Here is an 18,872-nt window from a genome sequence, read left to right as displayed (position 1 = left end):
TAAACTAGTTATTTTTCCGTGAATGATATTCGGGAATTTCTTTAAGATAACGACCTTTTATAGTTCTAAAGAAATCAAGAATCATTGGAAAGTCCTTATCAATATCTCCTGATGGTTGGAATTTCTCATGAATTCGAACTTCTTTAGTTGAATAATCAGGGCCAACCATAACTATAGGCAGTCCTGCTTGACAAGCAATATGGTAAAATCCCTCTTTCCATCGGGTCACTGGACTACGAGTTCCCTCAGGAGTAATAGCAAGCTTAAACTCATCTCGAGAACGAAATATTTCTACTACTTGCTCTACTGTATTGCTTTTTTTAGAACGATCAACTGGAGCACCACCCAAAGCCTTTAGCAACAAACCTAAAGGAAAAAAGAATAATTGATTTTTCGCTAAAAAATTAATTTTAACTCCGACTGAAAAGCGAGCAAATAAGCCAACAGCAAAATCCCAATTGCTGGTATGGGGAGCTACAACAACCAAATATTTTTTATCTTGCGGTAATTCGCCTACAACTTTCCATCCAAACAGTTTTAAAATAAAGTGGCCAAGTTTCTTCATAATCGAAATCAATAATTATTTCTCTTATTATATACAAATTATTATGCAGATACAGCTCTATCTCTTCGAAGACTAATTTTATCTGTATAAGTTCAAATAAAAAATAAATAAAACACAACACAGTAAAATATTTATACTAAAATGATACATATATAGGTGGAGCTATGGAGTGCCAAATGAATAAACAAGATCCTGCACTTGACTTTCCCAATCCACGTTTACTGGCAGCTGTTTATTACGGATTACTATCCGTTGTCGGAACGATACTTATCAATGGACTTCTTACAACAATTGGTTTTAAAGAGATTGTGCCGCTTTTTTATGCAATTATTCTAGGGATGGTTGTAGCCTCTCTAACGGGGGCACTATTTGGAAAAAGCATCGTTCAATGTCCTAGACCTTACAAGCTCAAGACTTTTTGGTTGGGCTTTATTATGGTTCTGCTTTCCTTACCATTTTTTGATCTGGGTTTGCTGCTTTTTATGGACACATCAGAAAATCAAGCATTGAAAGTAATCAACTTTAATGATTTTGTTTCTGCGTACTTCATCGTTCTGGGTTACAGTTATATTCTTTTTGGCTTCTTACTTGCCATTGCTTCAGGTTTAGCCTCCATCTATTTACGTGGGAAATTTATTTACCAAATCTTGCGTACAGACAAACGACGAGACCATAGTTTACCACGATATATTGGTGCTGCAGATAGAGAAAAACCTAAACCAGCAAAAAAACCCCGTACTTTGCAGCGCAAAAAAATTTGAGTAAGATGGTCTAACTACTCAGCTTTTCATTGCATTGTAATTTGCATACAGCACAGCATAATATTGGTTTTCCCAGGTATAAGTATTTCGGGTTCCGATGCGCTGCGCCCCAGACTACAATTCAATTGCGGATTTTTATGTCGAAACACACAATCACTGATAAAGAGCAGCTTTTTCTTCTATTAACTCAAAAAACCACTGTTCTCACCCCGAATAACCGGCTCAGTGAAGCAATACTTCAATATTATTTTATAAAATGTAAAAAACATACCATAGAGAAGCCGAGTTGTATGCCCTTTGGCGTTGCTCTAGTTAAAGCCTATGAACAACTCAATTTTATTAGCCCTAATAATACCCATCCCACCTTATTAAACAGCACGCAATGTCAGTACTTATGGCGCAAAATAATTCAAGCTGAAGCGAACATAACTTATAGTGAAGGACTGCTCCAATCGATAATCAGTGCTTGGGAGCGCTGCCAACTCTGGCAAATTAACATGGAAGATCCCGCTTTTCACTACACGGCACAAACGCGACAGTTTCAACAGTGGTGGCAATTATTTGATAAACAATTAAAACAACACCATCTAATCACGGAGCATCAATTAATCCCCTATTTACTCAATGCCGATAGTTCTTTATTTTTCCAAGACGTTGTTTGGGTATGTTTTGATGACTTTACACCTCAGCAAGCGCTCTTGCAGGAACATTTGATGAGAAAAGGTTTCACGCAATACCAATATGATTTGAAGGAAAAATCATCGAAAACTGAAGTATTCGCAGCTCAAGACAACAAAGAAGAATATCAACAACTCATGGCATGGTTGCATTTAAAAATACAGGAAGGCAATCAACGTATCGGTGTCGTTGTACCGAATTTAGAGCAAGAATCCAATTCATTACAAAGAATCTTGGCACATCATTTTGAGCCATCCTGCTTTAATATTTCCCTTGGCCAATCTCTGAGTCATTTTCCTTTGGTTGCCCATGCCTTATGTTGGCTTAATTTAGATGATATCCACTTAAACCCGCATCAAGCAGGATTACTTTTACAATCACCGTATTTAGACAGTTCTAAAGAAGAATTCATAGCCCGCTCTGAGTACTTGCACGAAGGGGGCTTATTAGAAAATCATTCAATTCAACTCAATCATTTTAGAGAAGAACTCCATGCTTATGCCCCAAAACTTGCTATCCTATTAAAAAATCTTACGTCTTACCCTCAAGAAGCTACTGTAGAAGAATGGATACACGTGTTTCAAAAGCGTTTAAATACTTTGGGTTTTCCCGGAGACTATACTCTTAGCTCAGAGAATTACCAGTGCCTTAATCGTTTTATTGCCCTCTTTGATGAGCTGAGACAATTTTCTTTACTAAGTTCTCGCCTCACAAAGTTGGAGGCTCTTGAGATAGTACGTCATCTTGCTGATAACACCATTTTCCAAGCGCAAAAAACCAATGCGCCGATTCAAATTTCTGGTCTACTGGAAGCATCAGGATGTGAGTTCGAGAGTTTATGGATCATGGGCTTAACCGATCAATGTTTGCCCCAAAAAGTACAATTATCCGCTTTTATTCCACCTCAATTGCAACGTGAATTATGCATGCCCCATAGCTTACCTGCTCGCGAACTGCAGTTTGCTCGCCAGATCCTGCAACGGTTTCAAAGAAGTGCTGATTCTATAGTATTCAGCTATGCCCAATTACAAGCAGACACACCTAACCTACCTTGTTCTTTAATCGTTGGGTTTTCCAATTTTGCCCCATTGCCAACCGATTATGAAGCAGGAAAATCGTCTGAGTTAGCCACAATAGAAGAGGATTTTCATATTCCTTTATTACCGGATGAGCATATTCATGGAGGGACAGCAATTCTATCGAATCAAGCCAAGTGTCCTTTTAAAGCATTTGCCGAACACAGACTCCGAGCCAAAACTTCGTTACAAACAACCGATGGTTTAGATAATAAAGAGCGAGGACAAGTCATTCATAAGGTAATGGAACTGTTATGGCAAAAATTAGAGAATCAACATAATCTGCTTCATTTAGCCAATGATATTTTGGAACAGCACATTGATGAGGCCATTCATACCACTTTAGCCTCTCTAAAAAAACAACGAGGTAACTCATTTTCAGATTCACTGCAGGAAGTGGAGTACACCCGCTTAAAACGAATGGTACAAACGTGTCTTGAATGGGAGAAACAACGACCTCCTTTTACCGTAGCAGCGATAGAGCAATCTTATGCGATTAATTTAGCGGGTATCGATTTTCAAGTGCGCGTCGATCGTTTGGATCAGGTTGAAGATAAAAAATGGGTTATTGACTATAAAAGCACCCTTCCCGCCAGTAAACCCTGGAATGAGGAACGACCTAAAGAATCACAACTCTTGCTTTATGCACTGTTGGATGAACACATTAACACCCTTTTGCTCTTACAATTAAAAACTGGAAAAATTAGCTGCGCAGGACTTAGTGAGGAAAAGTACAACATCAGCGGGATAACTTCTTTGAAGAAAGAAGAATCATGGTCACAGTGTAGGGAGCTTTGGCAAAAACAACTCACTGATTTGGCTAAAGAATTCCAAGAGGGTCACTGTGCCCCGCAACCCGCTCATTTAACTATTTGCCAACAATGTGATTTTCAGAATTTATGTCGTTTTCAAGGAGAGGAGTAACGTATAAAACCTTTTTATACTTCTTATGTCGAGAGTTATTTAGAATGGATCCCGTACAAAATGCGTCGCATTTTTACGGGATAACGTTCGTTTAACGCCATAAAAAGTATAAAACCTTTTTATACTTTTTATGTCGAACTCACGTTAATTATGATATAAGACATTTAGACCGCTCAAACTCAATTGAAGTGGTTTTAATACCATGGTTTCCCTACTACTAATAATAAAAAAAGAGATGAATCATGCCTTTGAATCAGAGAAAATTAGAACGACGTTTAGAAACCTGTGACGAAGCACTACAAGCTCTGTTTGCTGATCAGGACGTCGGCGAGAAAATAAACAAACAAATAATAGATGTACAAGAATATTACAACCTTTCATATACCAAAACAAATTCAGCAAAAAAAGCTGAAAAAATTGCTGCCAGTTATGAATTATTTATAGACCAATTAACCAAAGTAAAAAATAAACAACTGAATCCTAAGGAAGCATCAGAAAAAATTAGCAATTCCTGTGAATCCAGAAAAATTGGTGTTTTATTTCATAATCTCGCCAAAGCATGTGAGCTGATGTTCTACGCAGCGACAGCATTTTCTTTATATGCGGGTATTTTTGGCATTGCGCTGCCCGTACTTATTGTTCAACCTGTTTTAGGTGTTGCGGTGGGAATAACCATTGTCGGAGCAATGATTGCAGCAGCATACAAAGCCTTGTCATGTTTCACAGAATTTAAATCATTCAGTCGTCACGATACAGAATATACTAATGAGTTAAGTTTAGTTTCCTTCTTCAAACCAAAGCTGCAACCAATAAAAGAAGACCTTCAACACAGTGAAGAAGATGAGTTAGAAATTAATTATTGTTGCTAATTAATAATGTCCACTTAAGTCTGCGGTTATATAGCATGAGAGGAGCCTGGGAAATAAGGTAAAACCCGGGTTTCGCTTCGCTGCACCGAGGCTCGTTTTTTAAATACCTTTTGCAAGCAAAATACAGAATTCTAACCCAGTGCATAAGCCAAATTTATGAAGATGTTCCAATTGCGAAATTTAACCAGATGTTTAATAATGATAAAATCACGAAACAAGGGAGTGAATATGTCACTCAAATTAGCTAGAGCACGAATTCTATGTTGTGGTTTAATCACCTGTTTATTGAGTTCATGCTTACTGAGTAGTTGTTTTTATCCGCCTTATAATAATTTCAAACCGGTACATCCAATGCCGAGACGAGTCGTTACTGGAGCTGTTGTAGGAACTGCAGTGGGTGCCGCAACAACAGGAACCGTGGCGGGTGCATTAGCAGGTACCGTTGCAGGAGGTACTGCCGGAGCCATTGTAGGCTTTTACAAAGCAAGTAGGCGCAGCATTATTAAAGAGTTGAATAAAGAAAATATTGAATATGTACAATATGGCGACACCATGACGTTAATTGTACCTGTTGATAAATACTTTATGTTTCAAAGCCCCCGTCTTAATGAAGTGTGTTACCCGGGGTTGGAAAATATTATAAGGTTGTTGCGGTTTTATCCAAACAGTCCTGTGTATGTTGCAGGATTCACAGATAATGTAGGCACACGTCGCCATAAACGATTACTGTCCCAGGCTCAAGCAGAAACGATGCTTACTTTTTTATGGGCTAATAATATTCCTGCACAACTTCTTAAAGCAGAGGGTTATGGTGATAAAAATGATGTAGGTGACAATAAATTGATTCATGGCAGTGCATTTAATCGACGCATTGAGATCCAATGGTTCAATAATTATGGTATTAAGACTTGTGCAACATGTCCAGCTCCAGTACCATCACCTGTAGTTTATGCATCAAAATAGGGCAAATTAATGCGTTCAAGATTTATCGGGGGAATTCTATTAATTGTTGGAACTTCTATAGGCGGGGGAATGCTCGCCTTACCTGTTGCCAATGCAGCTACAGGTTTCTGGCAATCTTCAATTTTCCTATTTCTTTGCTGGGTATTCATGACATTAGGAGCGTTTTTCATCCTTGAAGCGAATCTTTATTTACCCAGAGGAAAACATATGGTTTCAATGGCGCAAGCCACTTTAGGAAATTATGGTTTGCTTGCTGCCTGGGTCAGCTATCTCTTTTTACTCTATACGCTGCTGTCTGCTTATATCTCTGGCGGGGCAGACGTATTAAACAGTCTTCTTTTTAAAATTGGATTGCATCTAACAGATTGGCAAGCAAGTCTATTGTTTACGCTTATTTTTGGGATGGTTGTTTATGGTGGAATTCGATATGTAGATTATGTCAATCGTGGATTGATGTTTGGCAAATTAGCTGTTTATTTATTATTAGTGGTGCTTATTGCTCCGCACATTGAACTACAACATCTGCGTCATGGCGATATGCGTTATATCGGCGGCGCCATTATGATTTTAATTACTTCCTTTGGATTCGCCATTATTGTTCCTAATCTAAGAGATTATTTTGATGACGACGTTAAGCAACTGAAAAAAGTGATTTTTATTGGTTCATTAATTCCTTTATTTTGTTATTTGGCTTGGGATGCCGTCATTATGGGTGCCCTCCCATCCGAGGGAAGCCAAAACCTTGAGAGCTTAATGCATAATCCACATACCACGAGTGCCTTAGCAAGCTTACTCTCAAATAAAGTACAAAATACAATAATCAGCGCTTTGTTTAATTTCTTCACTTCCATTTGTATGCTCACTGCCTTTCTTGGCGTATCTTTATGCTTGTATAGTTTCCTTGCAGATGGTTTAAAGTTGCGTGAGCGAGGAAGTCATGGTGTTGGGTTATTTTTACTTACCTTTGTCCCTCCACTTCTTATCGTCATATATTATCCTGGTGCATACATACATGCTTTAGGTTATGCAGGCATCTTTTGTATTATTCTGCTACTACTTTTACCCGCATTAATGTGTTATTTTGGCAGAAGAAATCATCACCCTGTCTTTATCGTTCCAGGCGGCAAATGGACTCAAGGTGCTGTAGTTGCTGTTTCTATCGGATTATTGGTGCATGAATTTTGGAATTTGATACATTGACTTGAAATGAATAACAAAGTATCATATTGAATTATTTTTATACTATTTTGGATTATATCTCATGATCAATTCAAAACTAATAGGTGGAATATTACTTATAGTAGGAACATCTATAGGTGGTGGTATGCTTGCCCTCCCCGTCTCTACGGCAGAAGTAGGCTTTAGCAATTCCATTTTCTTCCTGTTTTTTTGTTGGCTGGTCATGACTGCAGGTGCTTTACTCATCTTGGAGGTCAATCTACGTCTTCCAGCAGGAAGTAATATGATTTCCATGGCTAAATCTACATTAGGATTACCTGGTCAAATTATTGCCTGGATCACCTACCTGTTTTTGCTTTATACCCTACTATCAGCTTATATTTCTGGGGGTAGTGATGTATTCAATAGCTTATTACATAAATTGAATATTGATATGCCTAACAGTGCTACAGCAATTCTGTTTACATTTTTATTCGGTTTGATCGTTTATAAAGGCATACGTTCCGTAGATTATGTCAATCGCGGTTTAATGTTTGGTAAATTAGGCATTTATGTTTTGTTAGTTGCTATAATTAGCCCGCATACCTCTACTTTGGGTTTAACCGGGGGTTCAGCGCGTGCATTTACTGGCACTTTAATGATCTTAATTACTTCATTTGGCTATGCATCAATCATACCGAGTCTCCGTGACTATTTTGAAGATGATATACGTACCCTAAAACGCGTCATCTTATTGGGTTCGCTTATCCCTCTTGTCTGCTATATTGTTTGGGATGCAGTCATTATGGGTGTTGTCTCTCGCGAAGGGCAAAATGGTTTACTCGCACTCATGAATTCAGAACACGCTACGAGTGGGCTAACTGAGGCTTTAAGTCAATCAGTACAAAATCAATGGATCAGTGGATTTTTTGGCTTTTTTACTTCGATATGCATGCTTACGGCGTTTTTAGGCGTTTCATTGGGATTGTTTGATTTTCTGGCAGATGGATTAAAACTAGAGAAATCCGGTAACCAGGGAAAATATACCTTAGCTTTAACTTTTCTTCCTCCGCTCGCAGTAGTCTTATTAAATCCTGGAATTTATCTGCATGCCTTAAGCTATGCCGGCATTTGCTGTGTTATTTTATTGTTGCTACTACCCTCAATCATGGCTTGGAAAGGACGTAAAGCGCATTTAGTCACCACAGAAAGTCACTTGGTTCCAGGAGGTAATTCCAGTCTTGCTTTAATTGGTTTTATAGCCACAGGGTTACTTATTATCGCCTTCATGCACTAATACCCTCAACGCAATCGTAAGCTAGTCTTTAAGCCTGTTCCGCTCCTTTCTACTTAACTTCATGTAAAAGTCCACAAAACCTGAGGTTTTCCAGAATATTTTCAAATTTTCAGTTTCCTTAGTAAGCGCACACATAGTCTATAATTAACTGAACACTGATAAATACAAGGAGGTAATTATGTTAAGTTGGGCATTAGTATTTTTCATCATTGCAATTATTGCAGCAGCATTTGGATTTGGCGGCATTGCATCGGCTGCTGCAGGAATTGCGAAAATTTTATTCTTTATATTTCTTGTTATCTTTGTCGTATTTCTGATAATGGGATTACTGGGTCGACGTCCGCCACCTCCTCCAGTATAAAATCATATTGTAACAGTGAAACAGAGCCAAGCGGGAGGTTAAATTTTGGGGTTCTGTTTCGCACCCCCAAGCTACTTTCTACAATTTCATCAAAATTAATTGAACAGTTTAATTTGGACTTCTTGAGATGAACTTTTCCAAGCTCTTTTCATAATTTCAGTATTAAAAGAAATACCAAAATCGCCATTTTTATTAAGGGCAATAACACCCACTTCCCCATTTAACCTTTGATTGCGTTCATGAATTACATAATCGCACGCTTGCTGCAATGACATATCGAATTCTATCATCATGGAAATAGTATGCCCTACTACCCCTCTAATTAAATACTCACCTTCCCCAGTTCCAGAGACCGCACATGTAGCATTATTGGCATAACAGCCAGCCCCAATAACACAGCTGTCTCCAATTCTGCCTGGGAGGCAATTGCTAATACCTCCTGTTGATGTTGCCGCTGCAAGATTTCCTTGTAAATCTAAAGCCACAGCACCTACAGTTCCTTTCATTTTCTTGCGCTGAATTTGTTCCATGCTCTCTATTTTATTCAGCTTTTGATACATCTCATATTGATGCGGAGTTATAAAATAAGACTCAGGCTCCATTTCCATACCGTACTTCTTTGCCAGTTCTAAGGCACCATATCCTGAAAGAAAAACATGACGTGTTTCCTCCATCACCAATCGGGCAAGACGAATTGGATTTTTTACAGTACGAACCATAGATACGGCACCCGCTTGCAGATCCGTGCCACTCATAATGGAAGCATCCATCTCCACTTCACCTCGGCAATTTAAGGCGGAACCTTTTCCCGCATTAAATAAAGGATTATCCTCAAGAAGTGCTACTGCCTGCTCTACTGCATCCAAAGCAGAGCCACCCTTATCAAGAACTGTATAACCTATTTCAACTGCTTGAGCCATACCGTGCTCAAATTCCTTTTGATTATCGTGCAAAAAAGAATAATCCTCACTCGCGCCACCATGTACCGCAATTGCAATTTTATTCATTACCGTATTCCATTTTTTTAAATTATTTACTTAGAGGGATCGCAGGATTCGCCAGAATACGATCTGCAATTGAAAATTGACATCCCTTTACCAAAAGGTGAACGATTAAATTTTCAACAAATACAGGCTCTCCTTCTTCAACATCCGTAATATTTGTTTGATTAATATTTCTACCATCAATAATGACAACCATACCTGAGCCATAACATTCTGCATCCGTTCCATTGCGAATAACCAGAGCAGTATCTTCACCTAAACCAATACCCAATTGTTCTGGGTTCATGATAATGGCATGTGCCAAGCGACTAAATCGTCCTCTTTTTATGAAATGAGTATCAATAACACACGATTGTAAAATCCCTAATCCTGAAGAAGTTAATAAATTGAGATACCTTAACGCTTCTGATAAACCGCCTCCTGTAATCATGACTGTACCCATAACCATAGCTCCAGCGCTGGTTCCGGCAATAATGAAATCACTATCTTTCATATAGCGTTCTTTAATAATGTCGACTATAGGAGTACCACCCAATATTGTGGATAGACGAAACTGATCTCCTCCTGTAAAGAAAATAGCCCCCGCATCCTTTGCTCTTTTTAAATATTCTTCATGACGCGCTTCACTTCTATTTTTTATAGGAATAAATCCTATGTTGGTATAACCCATGTTATGGAAAACATTTTGATAGATTTGTTTTACTTCATCCTGAATTTCTGAACCCGTTGTAATAATTTCTATTTTCTTATTCGATGGGGGTAATAATTCATTTAAAATTTCATAGCGAGTAAATTCTTTATTTTGTTCCGTAATATCCAATGGTTCATTATAACCCTTATCTTCAGCACCACCGATAATTAATAATTTAGCTTTGGGTGTCATTATAAACCTCGTTCGCGATTATCAGTTGTTTTTCCATTTGCTTGAGAAAATGAGTTGTTGCAAATACATCTTCAACCGCACAAAAGATAAACGTATTTGGTTCTGCGACTCCCATCACATATTCAATGGCTTCGAGTTCATCTGAAATAATATTTAAAGACGGTTTAAAATTCGATCGAAGTATTCCTGCAACAATAAGACGATTTATTTCATGATGAGTTCGCCCTCTTCCATCTTTATCATGACGGATGACGATTTCATCAAACATGGAAGCAGCATGATAGCCCAGCTTTTCTATGTCCTCATCACGGCGATCACCGACCGCCCCTATAATCCCAATTTTTTTAGCACACTGAATTGAATCAAGGTAATTTTTTAATTCACAAAATGCACCTTCGTTATGAGCATAATCGACCATGACTTGGCAATGAGGGAATTTAAAAAGATTCATTCTGCCAGGAAGGTTTTCGACAGTAGGATAAAAAATTTGCAGTGCTTCTTTTATTTTCTCTAAAGAGAAATGACTGATAACCCCCGCTAATGTTGCAGCGAGTATATTCAGAATCATACCGCTTGCAGTGCCTTGAAAACTAAGTGGTATTGATTTTACATCAGCCAAAACAGTTCGCTCAGAGCCTCGTTGCACGATAACATGTCCTTGATCAAGATAAGCCGCCAACCCACCTAAACTGCAGTGTTTCCTGATACGAGGGCTTTCAAACATACTAAAAAAAGCAATGTTACAGGTTAAATCATTTCTTAAATCATAGGTTAAATTATCATCGGCATTTAAAATAGCATATCCTGTTTCTTTCGTACTACGCGCAACAACTGCTTTGACCTGAGCCAATTCCTCAAGAGTATGAATCTCATTTAAACCCAAATGATCCTCAGTAACATTAGTAATCACACTAATATCACACTCATCAAATCCTAAGCCTGAACGTAAAATTCCGCCTCGCGCACACTCTAATACTGCATAATCCACTTCAGGATCATATAAAACTGCTTGTGCGCTGGCAGGGCCACTGCAATCTCCGTTATAAATCAATTTATTATTTATATAAATGCCGTCTGTAGTAGTATAACCCGTGTGATGATTTGCAAAACGTGCAAGATGAGCAATCAAGCGAACCACTGATGTTTTTCCATTGGTACCTGTAACTGCGACGATTGGAATCCTTGAAGTTAAATTAGGTGGATAAAGCATATTCAAAATGGGTTCAGCTACATTACGTGGCATACCTTCATTAGGCGATAAATGCATTCGTAATCCCGGTCCAGCATTTACTTCGATAATGGCACCATGATTCTCATTCAAAGGAGAAGTTATATCATTTGAAATCACATCGATTCCGCAAATATCCAAATTTACAAGTCGAGCTACACGTTCTGCAAGAAACATGTTAAAAGGGTGAACCACATCGGTTACATCTTTAGCTGTTCCACCAGAACTTAAGTTTGCAGTTTCTTTTAAGTATAAAATATGATTCTCGGGTAAAATACTCTCAAGAGTCAGATTATTTTGTTTTAAAATAGAGAATGTGCATTCGTCAATCTTGATTTTTGTCAGCATGTTTTCATGAGAATCGCCTCGACTTGGATCTTCATTTGCCTGCTGAATTAATTGATTAATTGTAAGTTTCCCATCCCCTCTAACCTGAGCAGGGGTTCTTTCAGCTACAGCGACCACTTTATAATTTACCACTAAGAATCGATAATCTTTCCCAGTTATGAAACGTTCAATTATTAATTCATTGGAAATTTTTTTTGCACGTTCATAGCCAAAATTTGCTTTATCTCGATCCGTAATGTTTGTAGTTACCCCTTTCCCATGATTCCCGTTGTATGGCTTAATCACTAATGGGAACCCCAATTGTTTTATTGCTTCTTCGAGTTCCTCTTCATCCCTAATAACCATCCCTTTGGGAGTTGGAATAAAATTTGTGCTTAAAATCTGCTTGGTAAGCTCTTTATCAGAAGCGATATCCACACCGATAGAGCTTGTTTTCGAAGATACGGAGGCCCAAATCTTTTTTTGATTTCGCCCATATCCTAATACAATTAGAGAAGTGTTTTCATAGTGTTTCCAAGGAATCTTTCTTTTTTTAGCTTCATCGACAAGCGCCTGGGTACTGGGTCCTAATCCCTGTTTTTTAAAAATTTCCTTTAAGTGATTAATTGCCTCATCAAGAGGATATTCTTTGCCTTCTGCAATAGAGTTTATGAAGTTAACCGCAACTTCTCCTGCATACAAACCTGCTTCTTCAATTTGGTATGCAAAAATGACGTGATAAACACCATGATCTTTAGTCCCATAAGTCCTGCCAAAACCACATTCCATTCCTGCGAGACACTGCAACTCCAACGCAACGTGTTCGATCACATGCCCTAACCAAGTACCTTCTTCTATCCGTTTTAAAAATCCACCTTCAACTCCCAAAGAACAACGATGGCCGTGTAAACTTGGAAGACACTCTATCAGTCGCTCTTTAAACCCAACTAAAAGATTCGTAGGGAGTTCCTCATATTTTCCTAAATCAAGTTTAATAACAATGAGTTCTTTTCTGTAGTTCGACCAATAATTAGGTCCTTTTAAGACTTGGGTTTTTAAAATGTTCATTCGCATTCCTTGGCATAAAATGAATTACTAAAAACTCTTTTTAGCATAGGAAGAATTTTTACATTCTTCAAATTTTAAAAATAACTGATTTGTGCATCGTGGTGAACTAAGGATAATAATTAATTATTTGAAAAAAAATGATTTTTAGGAGATTTTATCTGCATTTCTTAGAAAAAATGCAGATAAAAGGATTATTTTTTAACATCACATGTGATTTGTGTGCAGCCACAGCAATGCTTTGTTGCAAAAGCAAATGGCTTGACAGCGGAGCCAGTATGCTCTGACATTTTCTTACCTTCCTGTATAGAAACCGGTTATTTTAGTTTTAAATTCAGGCGTAGAAAAATTAGGCCAATGATCCTTATCAAAGCCAGGAGCATCTTTCAGCTGCTTTTTATCTACATTGAGAATAAAACAATCATCTTTATTGTCGTACAAAAATAAATTCCAGGGTACAGCAAAATATTTATTTCCAAATCCTAGAAAACCACCAAAATCTAATACAAGATAATTTACTTTTCCAGATTGTTTGTCGATAACAACCTCAGCAATTTCACCTAGATTTTCATGAGCTGGATTCATTACTTTAGAACCTGTAAGCTCACCAGATTTAACAATTCCTCTGTTTTCCATGTTAAAGCTCCTTTTAATGTGAAATCTCTTTTTTAAATTTTAATGATGCATTTTCTTTTGAAAATCGTGTACCGCTTTTTTAGCTTGTTCTTCAGTGTAACCGTAATGTTTTCTAAGTTTTCCAAAAATTTCTTGTTGATTGCCTTCAATTTGTTTTAAGTCATCGTCTGTGAGCTTACCCCAAAATTGTTTCATTTGGCCTTTTATTTCCATCCATTTTCCTTGAAAAATATTCTGATTCATTTTAATTCTCCCTAATAATTTTTTTCCGCTAATAAAATTGAACATGGTTCTTATTAGCCCCAATAAAGGCTAGTCAATAATTTTTGAAAAAGCAAAGAAACTAACTCAGAGACTCAGGATATTGGCAAAATCTTGACGATCAAATTAACGTTCGTCGCAGGATTTCTAAAGGTCTACGATAGATTAATGGGGGTTTACATTATAATTTTCATTACTGTGACAGGGTGTTCTTTAAAACGGTCTGTACCTATAATTTTCCATCCTAATGATTGGTAGTACTTCGGAATTGTTTGATCAAACGCAAAAAGATAAAGCACTTCATATCCCATTTTTTTTGCTTGCTCTTTCGTTACATCAATAAGACGTTTACCAAGTCCTTGCCGTTGATATGCGGGTTTTACGGATAAAGAGCCAAGCCAGGGCATTAAATCAGGACGGATACCATCATTTTCACGTAAACTGCACATACCTACCGGCATTTCTTCATCAAATGCAACAAAAGTGATTGGCAACTTGTCGTGGTTTGCATGATCACGAAAACGCTGTTCTACAACTTCTAGCGGCACATCGGGCAACCAAATTCTTCCAAGACCTTCTTGCCAAATGAGGGCAAGCTCAGGGATCGCATCAAGATTATTTTGCAAAAGATCAATTCTTATCATTTTTAAATACCCAATAATTTTTTACAATTCTACGCTCTTGACCAAAATGCTGCAATTTTATGTGCTCCGATGCGCACATACTTCGACCCCGTTTCAGTACTCTAAAATCGCAGCATTTTGGCTCAAGATAGCGAGTCGTAAACAGCGTTTAGAGGAGAATAAGAATACATCTTGTATTGATTTTTACCAATCACCTATTATTTTAATTTTTTGAAGTTGGCAATTTTCCATATCGATTCAAGGCATAAAGTCCCATATTTTTTGCTATTTCACCCTCGGCAAAAAACACTTTTCCGTTGATTTCTTTTTGTAATAACGTAGCCTCTTCCTCATTATGTGTCCGGATAACAATTTCAATTTCTGGATTGAGTTGATTAGCATATTGAATCATCTTTCCTACATGCACCGTATCTGATATTACAATAATAAGCATACTGGCACGAGCAATATGGCTTTGAATCAGCACAGAAGGCTTAGATGCATCGCCATAAACCGCGGGTATACCAGAAACTCGCAAGCGTTCTATTAGCTCTCGATTATCATCGATTACCACATAAGGAACCGCTTTTTCAGAAAGTAACCGAGCAACACGCTTTCCCACTCGTCCATATCCTATCAGAACAACGTGTCCTGCAAGATAGTTTTCTGTAGTAGTTAAAGGTAACTCAGTTAAAGGATCTTTTGAACGCTCAAAAATCTCCGTCAATTTAGATTGAGTTGTTGCCCATATATGGATAGGGGTAATTAGTTTAAATATAAGCGGATTAATGGCTATTGAGATCAATGCACCAGCTAAAATAAAACTTCGTCCTTCTATAGGAAGAAGACCCAAGCGCGTTCCAAGTTCAGCGAGAATAAAAGAAAACTCACCGATCTGCGCCAAGCTTGCTGATACAACTAATGCCGATTGTAATGGATAACGAAAAGCGAGAACGAGAATAAATGCTGCAATTGATTTTCCAATAACAATAATACCTACAACAGTTAATACTTGCAGTGGTTGCTCCACTAAAACAGCAGGGTTAAACAACATGCCGACCGAAACAAAAAACAATACAGCAAATGCATCCCGCAGTGGCAACAACTCTTCGGCCGCACGATGACTAAAGGCGGACTCCCTCATGATCATCCCAGCAAAAAAAGCACCTAAAGCAAAGGAAACCCCGAACAATTTAGCAGCTCCATAGGCAATACTAATTGCTGCGGTAACAACACACAAAGTAAATAACTCGCGTGATCCTGTACGGGCAACATGCCAAAGCAATTTGGGAAAAAATCGCCGCCCTACTAGGAACATCAGAGCAATAAAAGTGGAAACTTTTATGAGAGTAAGACCAAGGACAAACCACAGTGGCTTGTGGATACTGACTGATGGACTATTGCCTAACCATTGGGATAATGGCGGGAGTAATATCAACACAACAACCATAGCCAGATCTTCAACCAGAAGCCAGCCTACTGCAATATGCCCATTAATTGTTCCCAACATGCCTCGTTCTTCAAGTGCTCTCAATAATACAACCGTACTTGCAACGGATAAAGAAAGTCCAAAAATCAAGGCATAGCCATAGTTCCAACCCCACATGATGGCAGTACAACCACCCAATATTGTTGCTACAATCATTTGCACAATCGCTCCCGGAATGGCAATCTTCCGAACATGCAGCAAATCAGACAATGAGAAGTGCAAGCCTACTCCAAACATAAGGAGCATGACGCCAATTTCCGCAAGTTCCTGAGCAATTTCAACATCTGCCATCAACCCTGGAGTGAATGGCCCCATAGCGACGCCAGCTAATAAATAACCTACCAAGGCAGGAATTTTAAATCGTACCGCAATAAATCCCAGGATTAATGCTAGAGCAAATCCCATTGCAACTGTAGTGATCAGAGGAAGCGCATGATGCATACCAAAGTATCCTTTTTAAATCCATATTCTTTAGAAACTGCTGTTCACATGCATATTTATTAATCTATCAGTATGAAAAAATGAACCGTTTTTCCTTAATCATTAAACAGTACTGATTAAATTGAAAGAAGTTAACTCAAACAATCCTATATTTATTCAATATAGTAAATTTACTTGAAACATCAAATACATAATTAAGCGGAGCTATCTGCTACGAAGCGGAACCAAGCGATTGACACCTAGAATCCAAGGCCCTATTTCACTCACTCTTGCCGCAATACCTCAATCCTCATCTATACTAAAAATAGTTTGTGGCATATAGAAAGGAATAACAAAATGAACACCCACCCTGGTAGTAGCCGCGGCGATTTTCATACTCTTTATCGAGGCCAATCTGTAGATGATCTCATAATAGAGTACATGGAAGAAAATAATATTCCGGGAATATCTCTGGCGATTGTTCAAGCCCCATATATTACGCGAGTAGTCGGTTATGGATTCGCTGATACAGAAAAAAAACGTTTGGTTTCGACACGCACACTCTTTCATGTGGGTCAATTAACTCATGCATTTACTGCAGTTGCTATAATGCAATTAATAGAAGAAGGAAAATTGAAATTAGATGATGTAATTTCCGCTTCTTTATCGTCTCTTCCGCAAGCATGGCAAGGTGTTACCATTCGACAATTATTAACACATAGCTCAGGAATACCTGATTACTCAGAATATGAAGGTTTTTCTTATCATCAAGATTATAAACCTGAAGAGATTTTTAATTTAATCAAAGATCCCAATTTGCTTTTTCCTTCAGGCACCAAAATGCAACCCAGCGCTTCAAATTATTACCTACTCGGGATCATTATTGAAAATATCAGTGGTATAAGTTATGAATCATATGTCACCAAAAATCAAATTGAGCGTGTGGGTTTAAAACGTACATTTTTTATCAAAAACACGTCCTCAATCAATAACGAAGTTCACAACAACACCCTTCCTTTTAAGCACAGCGAATTTTTACATAATCCATCTTATATAGACCCTTCGGAAATGGCTGTTGGTTATACAGCGGATAACAATACAGCCCCGGGAATCACGTGGACAACTACTTTTGCACACGGCGGCGTCATTGCCTCAGCGGAAGACATTAGCTTATGGGATATCAGCCTGGCTGGAACCATTTTAGTCAAAGAAAGTGAGAATAGAGATTTTCTGTATCATTGTATTACCTTAGACAATGAAACGGTCATACCTGGGAATGTGGGTTGGTTATTCCCAGGCCATCCAGGATTAATGGAAATAAAAGGGAATCTTCCTGGTTTCTCTGCTTTTTTAAGCCGATTTACTGCACCAAATGAACTTTTGTGTGTCACCCTTTTGGCGAATAAAGAGAATTTGTCTGATTTAAATATCTTAGGCCGTAAAATTGCAGCGGCTTTTGATATAAAACTGGGGGCACCAGACGGCTCTGGTTCAGAGACACTTCAAAGTCCTTATTCCGTCTCCCAAACAATTCAACGAATAATTGATATGATTACCCAAAAAGGCGGAAAAATCTTTGCTCACATTGATCACAGCAATGAAGCCCAAAAGGTAAATCAATCACTTCCTCCTACCGAGGTCCTTATTATAGGCAACCCAGCAAAAGGGACCGTATTAATGCAAGAAAATGCAGCAATCGCCCTTGATTTACCTTTGCGGGTCATGGCTACGGAAGACCAAAGCGGTCAAGTGTGGTTAAGTTTCACTGATCCGATTCAATTAGGTAAAAAATACCATTTACACAATGATGAATTAAAACACATTGCAGCTGCATTACGCATTCTTTGTGAACGCGCTGTATCAGCACAAAGTATTATTTAAAAATAATAGGCTGAGGGATCGTCACTTCTTTTATTTCTACGGCCCGCGGCTTGTCCCTGAGAGAGCCTCACAAAATTTAACCAGGTAGAATTCATTTGTTACTTGAATCCATCCAGCCTAAGGAATGGACGCCCTATATCGAAGTCAAAAAGGCGGTCATCCCTGCGAAGGCACACTACTATCCGGTAAAAATTTTGCTCTCCTGCAATAGGTAATGTCCCTAAATTTTTTTTGTAGGCTCTCTTCCGCATTCATCTAGGCACATCACTTAATCTTGCTTCGATCTGCTCCCTCTCCCGCGCAAGGAATTTGAGTAGTAATACTGTTCTTCGCGGGAAGAGGGTTGGGGAGAGGGGATGTCAAGAATCGGTTAATGTGCACAAGATGGCCTCAATAACCGACG

At 38.3% G+C, this 18,872-nt stretch carries 16 protein-coding genes; 8 read left to right on the top strand and 8 right to left on the bottom strand.

Annotated features, from left to right (window positions below; genetic code table 11):
• Positions 1-4 precede the first annotated feature (4 nt).
• On the bottom strand, positions 5-565 hold the full coding sequence (locus tag Lani_RS13810) for a 1-acyl-sn-glycerol-3-phosphate acyltransferase (RefSeq protein WP_019234311.1): 561 nt from the start codon (positions 563-565) through the stop codon (positions 5-7).
• Positions 566-741: 176 nt separating this feature from the next.
• On the opposite strand from Lani_RS13810, the gene Lani_RS13805 reads away from it, so the two are divergent.
• The 7 genes from Lani_RS13805 (at position 742) to Lani_RS13775 (ending at position 8,652) form a co-directional block, all read left to right on the top strand.
• Positions 742-1,326: a hypothetical protein gene (locus Lani_RS13805; protein ID WP_019234310.1), complete on the top strand. Its 585-nt coding sequence runs from the start codon at positions 742-744 to the stop codon at positions 1,324-1,326.
• 137 nt (positions 1,327-1,463) lie between these two features.
• The gene (locus Lani_RS13800; RefSeq protein WP_019234309.1) at positions 1,464-4,004 is read left to right on the top strand and encodes a PD-(D/E)XK nuclease family protein; all 2,541 of its coding nucleotides are present in this window, start codon (positions 1,464-1,466) and stop codon (positions 4,002-4,004) included.
• A 242-nt stretch (positions 4,005-4,246) separates the two neighbouring features.
• Positions 4,247-4,873, top strand: a complete 627-nt coding sequence (locus Lani_RS13795; RefSeq protein WP_019234308.1) for a DUF5638 domain-containing protein — start codon at positions 4,247-4,249, stop codon at positions 4,871-4,873.
• A gap of 228 nt (positions 4,874-5,101) precedes the next feature.
• Positions 5,102-5,836, top strand: coding sequence for a C-OmpA-like family protein CmpA (gene cmpA, locus Lani_RS13790; RefSeq protein WP_019234307.1), 735 nt, complete (start codon positions 5,102-5,104; stop codon positions 5,834-5,836).
• 9 nt (positions 5,837-5,845) lie between these two features.
• Complete coding sequence (locus Lani_RS13785; RefSeq protein WP_040522869.1) at positions 5,846-7,036, top strand: amino acid permease; 1,191 nt, start codon at positions 5,846-5,848, stop codon at positions 7,034-7,036.
• 61 nt (positions 7,037-7,097) lie between these two features.
• On the top strand, positions 7,098-8,291 hold the full coding sequence (locus Lani_RS13780) for an amino acid permease (RefSeq protein WP_019234304.1): 1,194 nt from the start codon (positions 7,098-7,100) through the stop codon (positions 8,289-8,291).
• Positions 8,292-8,469: 178 nt separating this feature from the next.
• Positions 8,470-8,652: a DUF1328 family protein gene (locus Lani_RS13775; RefSeq protein ID WP_019234303.1), complete on the top strand. Its 183-nt coding sequence runs from the start codon at positions 8,470-8,472 to the stop codon at positions 8,650-8,652.
• A 95-nt stretch (positions 8,653-8,747) separates the two neighbouring features.
• Here the strand turns inward: Lani_RS13775 and Lani_RS13770 are convergent, their stop codons facing one another.
• The 7 genes from Lani_RS13770 to Lani_RS13740 all read right to left on the bottom strand — a co-directional run bounded on the left by Lani_RS13770 (position 8,748) and on the right by Lani_RS13740 (position 16,609).
• Complete coding sequence (locus tag Lani_RS13770; protein ID WP_019234302.1) at positions 8,748-9,659, bottom strand: isoaspartyl peptidase/L-asparaginase family protein; 912 nt, start codon at positions 9,657-9,659, stop codon at positions 8,748-8,750.
• Between the two features lie 22 nt (positions 9,660-9,681).
• Positions 9,682-10,539: a cyanophycinase gene (locus Lani_RS13765; protein WP_019234301.1), complete on the bottom strand. Its 858-nt coding sequence runs from the start codon at positions 10,537-10,539 to the stop codon at positions 9,682-9,684.
• Positions 10,523-13,162 (bottom strand): cyanophycin synthetase, encoded by a 2,640-nt coding sequence (cphA, locus tag Lani_RS13760; RefSeq protein ID WP_019234300.1) that lies wholly within the window; start codon positions 13,160-13,162, stop codon positions 10,523-10,525. Before cphA ends, Lani_RS13765 begins: the two co-directional genes overlap by 17 nt.
• Before the next feature lie 291 nt (positions 13,163-13,453).
• Entirely contained in the window at positions 13,454-13,795 is a 342-nt protein-coding gene (locus Lani_RS13755; protein ID WP_019234299.1) for a PRC-barrel domain-containing protein, read from the bottom strand.
• A gap of 39 nt (positions 13,796-13,834) precedes the next feature.
• Positions 13,835-14,038, bottom strand: a complete 204-nt coding sequence (locus tag Lani_RS13750) for a CsbD family protein (RefSeq protein ID WP_040522865.1) — start codon at positions 14,036-14,038, stop codon at positions 13,835-13,837.
• A 194-nt stretch (positions 14,039-14,232) separates the two neighbouring features.
• Positions 14,233-14,700 carry a GNAT family N-acetyltransferase gene (locus Lani_RS13745; protein WP_019234297.1) on the bottom strand — a complete coding sequence of 156 codons (468 nt, stop codon included), beginning with the start codon at positions 14,698-14,700 and terminating at the stop codon, positions 14,233-14,235.
• 202 nt (positions 14,701-14,902) lie between these two features.
• Positions 14,903-16,609: a cation:proton antiporter domain-containing protein gene (locus Lani_RS13740; protein ID WP_019234295.1), complete on the bottom strand. Its 1,707-nt coding sequence runs from the start codon at positions 16,607-16,609 to the stop codon at positions 14,903-14,905.
• A gap of 336 nt (positions 16,610-16,945) precedes the next feature.
• On the opposite strand from Lani_RS13740, the gene Lani_RS13735 reads away from it, so the two are divergent.
• Positions 16,946-18,469 (top strand): serine hydrolase, encoded by a 1,524-nt coding sequence (locus Lani_RS13735; RefSeq protein ID WP_019234294.1) that lies wholly within the window; start codon positions 16,946-16,948, stop codon positions 18,467-18,469.
• Positions 18,470-18,872 lie beyond the last annotated feature (403 nt).

The organism is Legionella anisa (assembly GCF_001467525.1).
GTDB lineage: Bacteria > Pseudomonadota > Gammaproteobacteria > Legionellales > Legionellaceae > Legionella > Legionella anisa.
This window is presented reverse-complemented; position numbering and strand designations above follow the sequence as displayed.

What these genes read in the sequence shown, in the direction of transcription:
- Lani_RS13810 (WP_019234311.1), bottom strand. Translation starts at nt 565, where the DNA reads ATGAAGAAACTTGGCCACTTTATTTTAAAACTGTTTGGATGGAAAGTT.
- Lani_RS13805 (WP_019234310.1), top strand. Translation starts at nt 742, where the DNA reads ATGAATAAACAAGATCCTGCACTTGACTTTCCCAATCCACGTTTACTG.
- Lani_RS13800 (WP_019234309.1), top strand. Translation starts at nt 1,464, where the DNA reads ATGTCGAAACACACAATCACTGATAAAGAGCAGCTTTTTCTTCTATTA.
- Lani_RS13795 (WP_019234308.1), top strand. Translation starts at nt 4,247, where the DNA reads ATGCCTTTGAATCAGAGAAAATTAGAACGACGTTTAGAAACCTGTGAC.
- cmpA (WP_019234307.1), top strand. Translation starts at nt 5,102, where the DNA reads ATGTCACTCAAATTAGCTAGAGCACGAATTCTATGTTGTGGTTTAATC.
- Lani_RS13785 (WP_040522869.1), top strand. Translation starts at nt 5,846, where the DNA reads ATGCGTTCAAGATTTATCGGGGGAATTCTATTAATTGTTGGAACTTCT.
- Lani_RS13780 (WP_019234304.1), top strand. Translation starts at nt 7,098, where the DNA reads ATGATCAATTCAAAACTAATAGGTGGAATATTACTTATAGTAGGAACA.
- Lani_RS13775 (WP_019234303.1), top strand. Translation starts at nt 8,470, where the DNA reads ATGTTAAGTTGGGCATTAGTATTTTTCATCATTGCAATTATTGCAGCA.
- Lani_RS13770 (WP_019234302.1), bottom strand. Translation starts at nt 9,659, where the DNA reads ATGAATAAAATTGCAATTGCGGTACATGGTGGCGCGAGTGAGGATTAT.
- Lani_RS13765 (WP_019234301.1), bottom strand. Translation starts at nt 10,539, where the DNA reads ATGACACCCAAAGCTAAATTATTAATTATCGGTGGTGCTGAAGATAAG.
- cphA (WP_019234300.1), bottom strand. Translation starts at nt 13,162, where the DNA reads ATGAACATTTTAAAAACCCAAGTCTTAAAAGGACCTAATTATTGGTCG.
- Lani_RS13755 (WP_019234299.1), bottom strand. Translation starts at nt 13,795, where the DNA reads ATGGAAAACAGAGGAATTGTTAAATCTGGTGAGCTTACAGGTTCTAAA.
- Lani_RS13750 (WP_040522865.1), bottom strand. Translation starts at nt 14,038, where the DNA reads ATGAATCAGAATATTTTTCAAGGAAAATGGATGGAAATAAAAGGCCAA.
- Lani_RS13745 (WP_019234297.1), bottom strand. Translation starts at nt 14,700, where the DNA reads ATGATAAGAATTGATCTTTTGCAAAATAATCTTGATGCGATCCCTGAG.
- Lani_RS13740 (WP_019234295.1), bottom strand. Translation starts at nt 16,609, where the DNA reads ATGCATCATGCGCTTCCTCTGATCACTACAGTTGCAATGGGATTTGCT.
- Lani_RS13735 (WP_019234294.1), top strand. Translation starts at nt 16,946, where the DNA reads ATGAACACCCACCCTGGTAGTAGCCGCGGCGATTTTCATACTCTTTAT.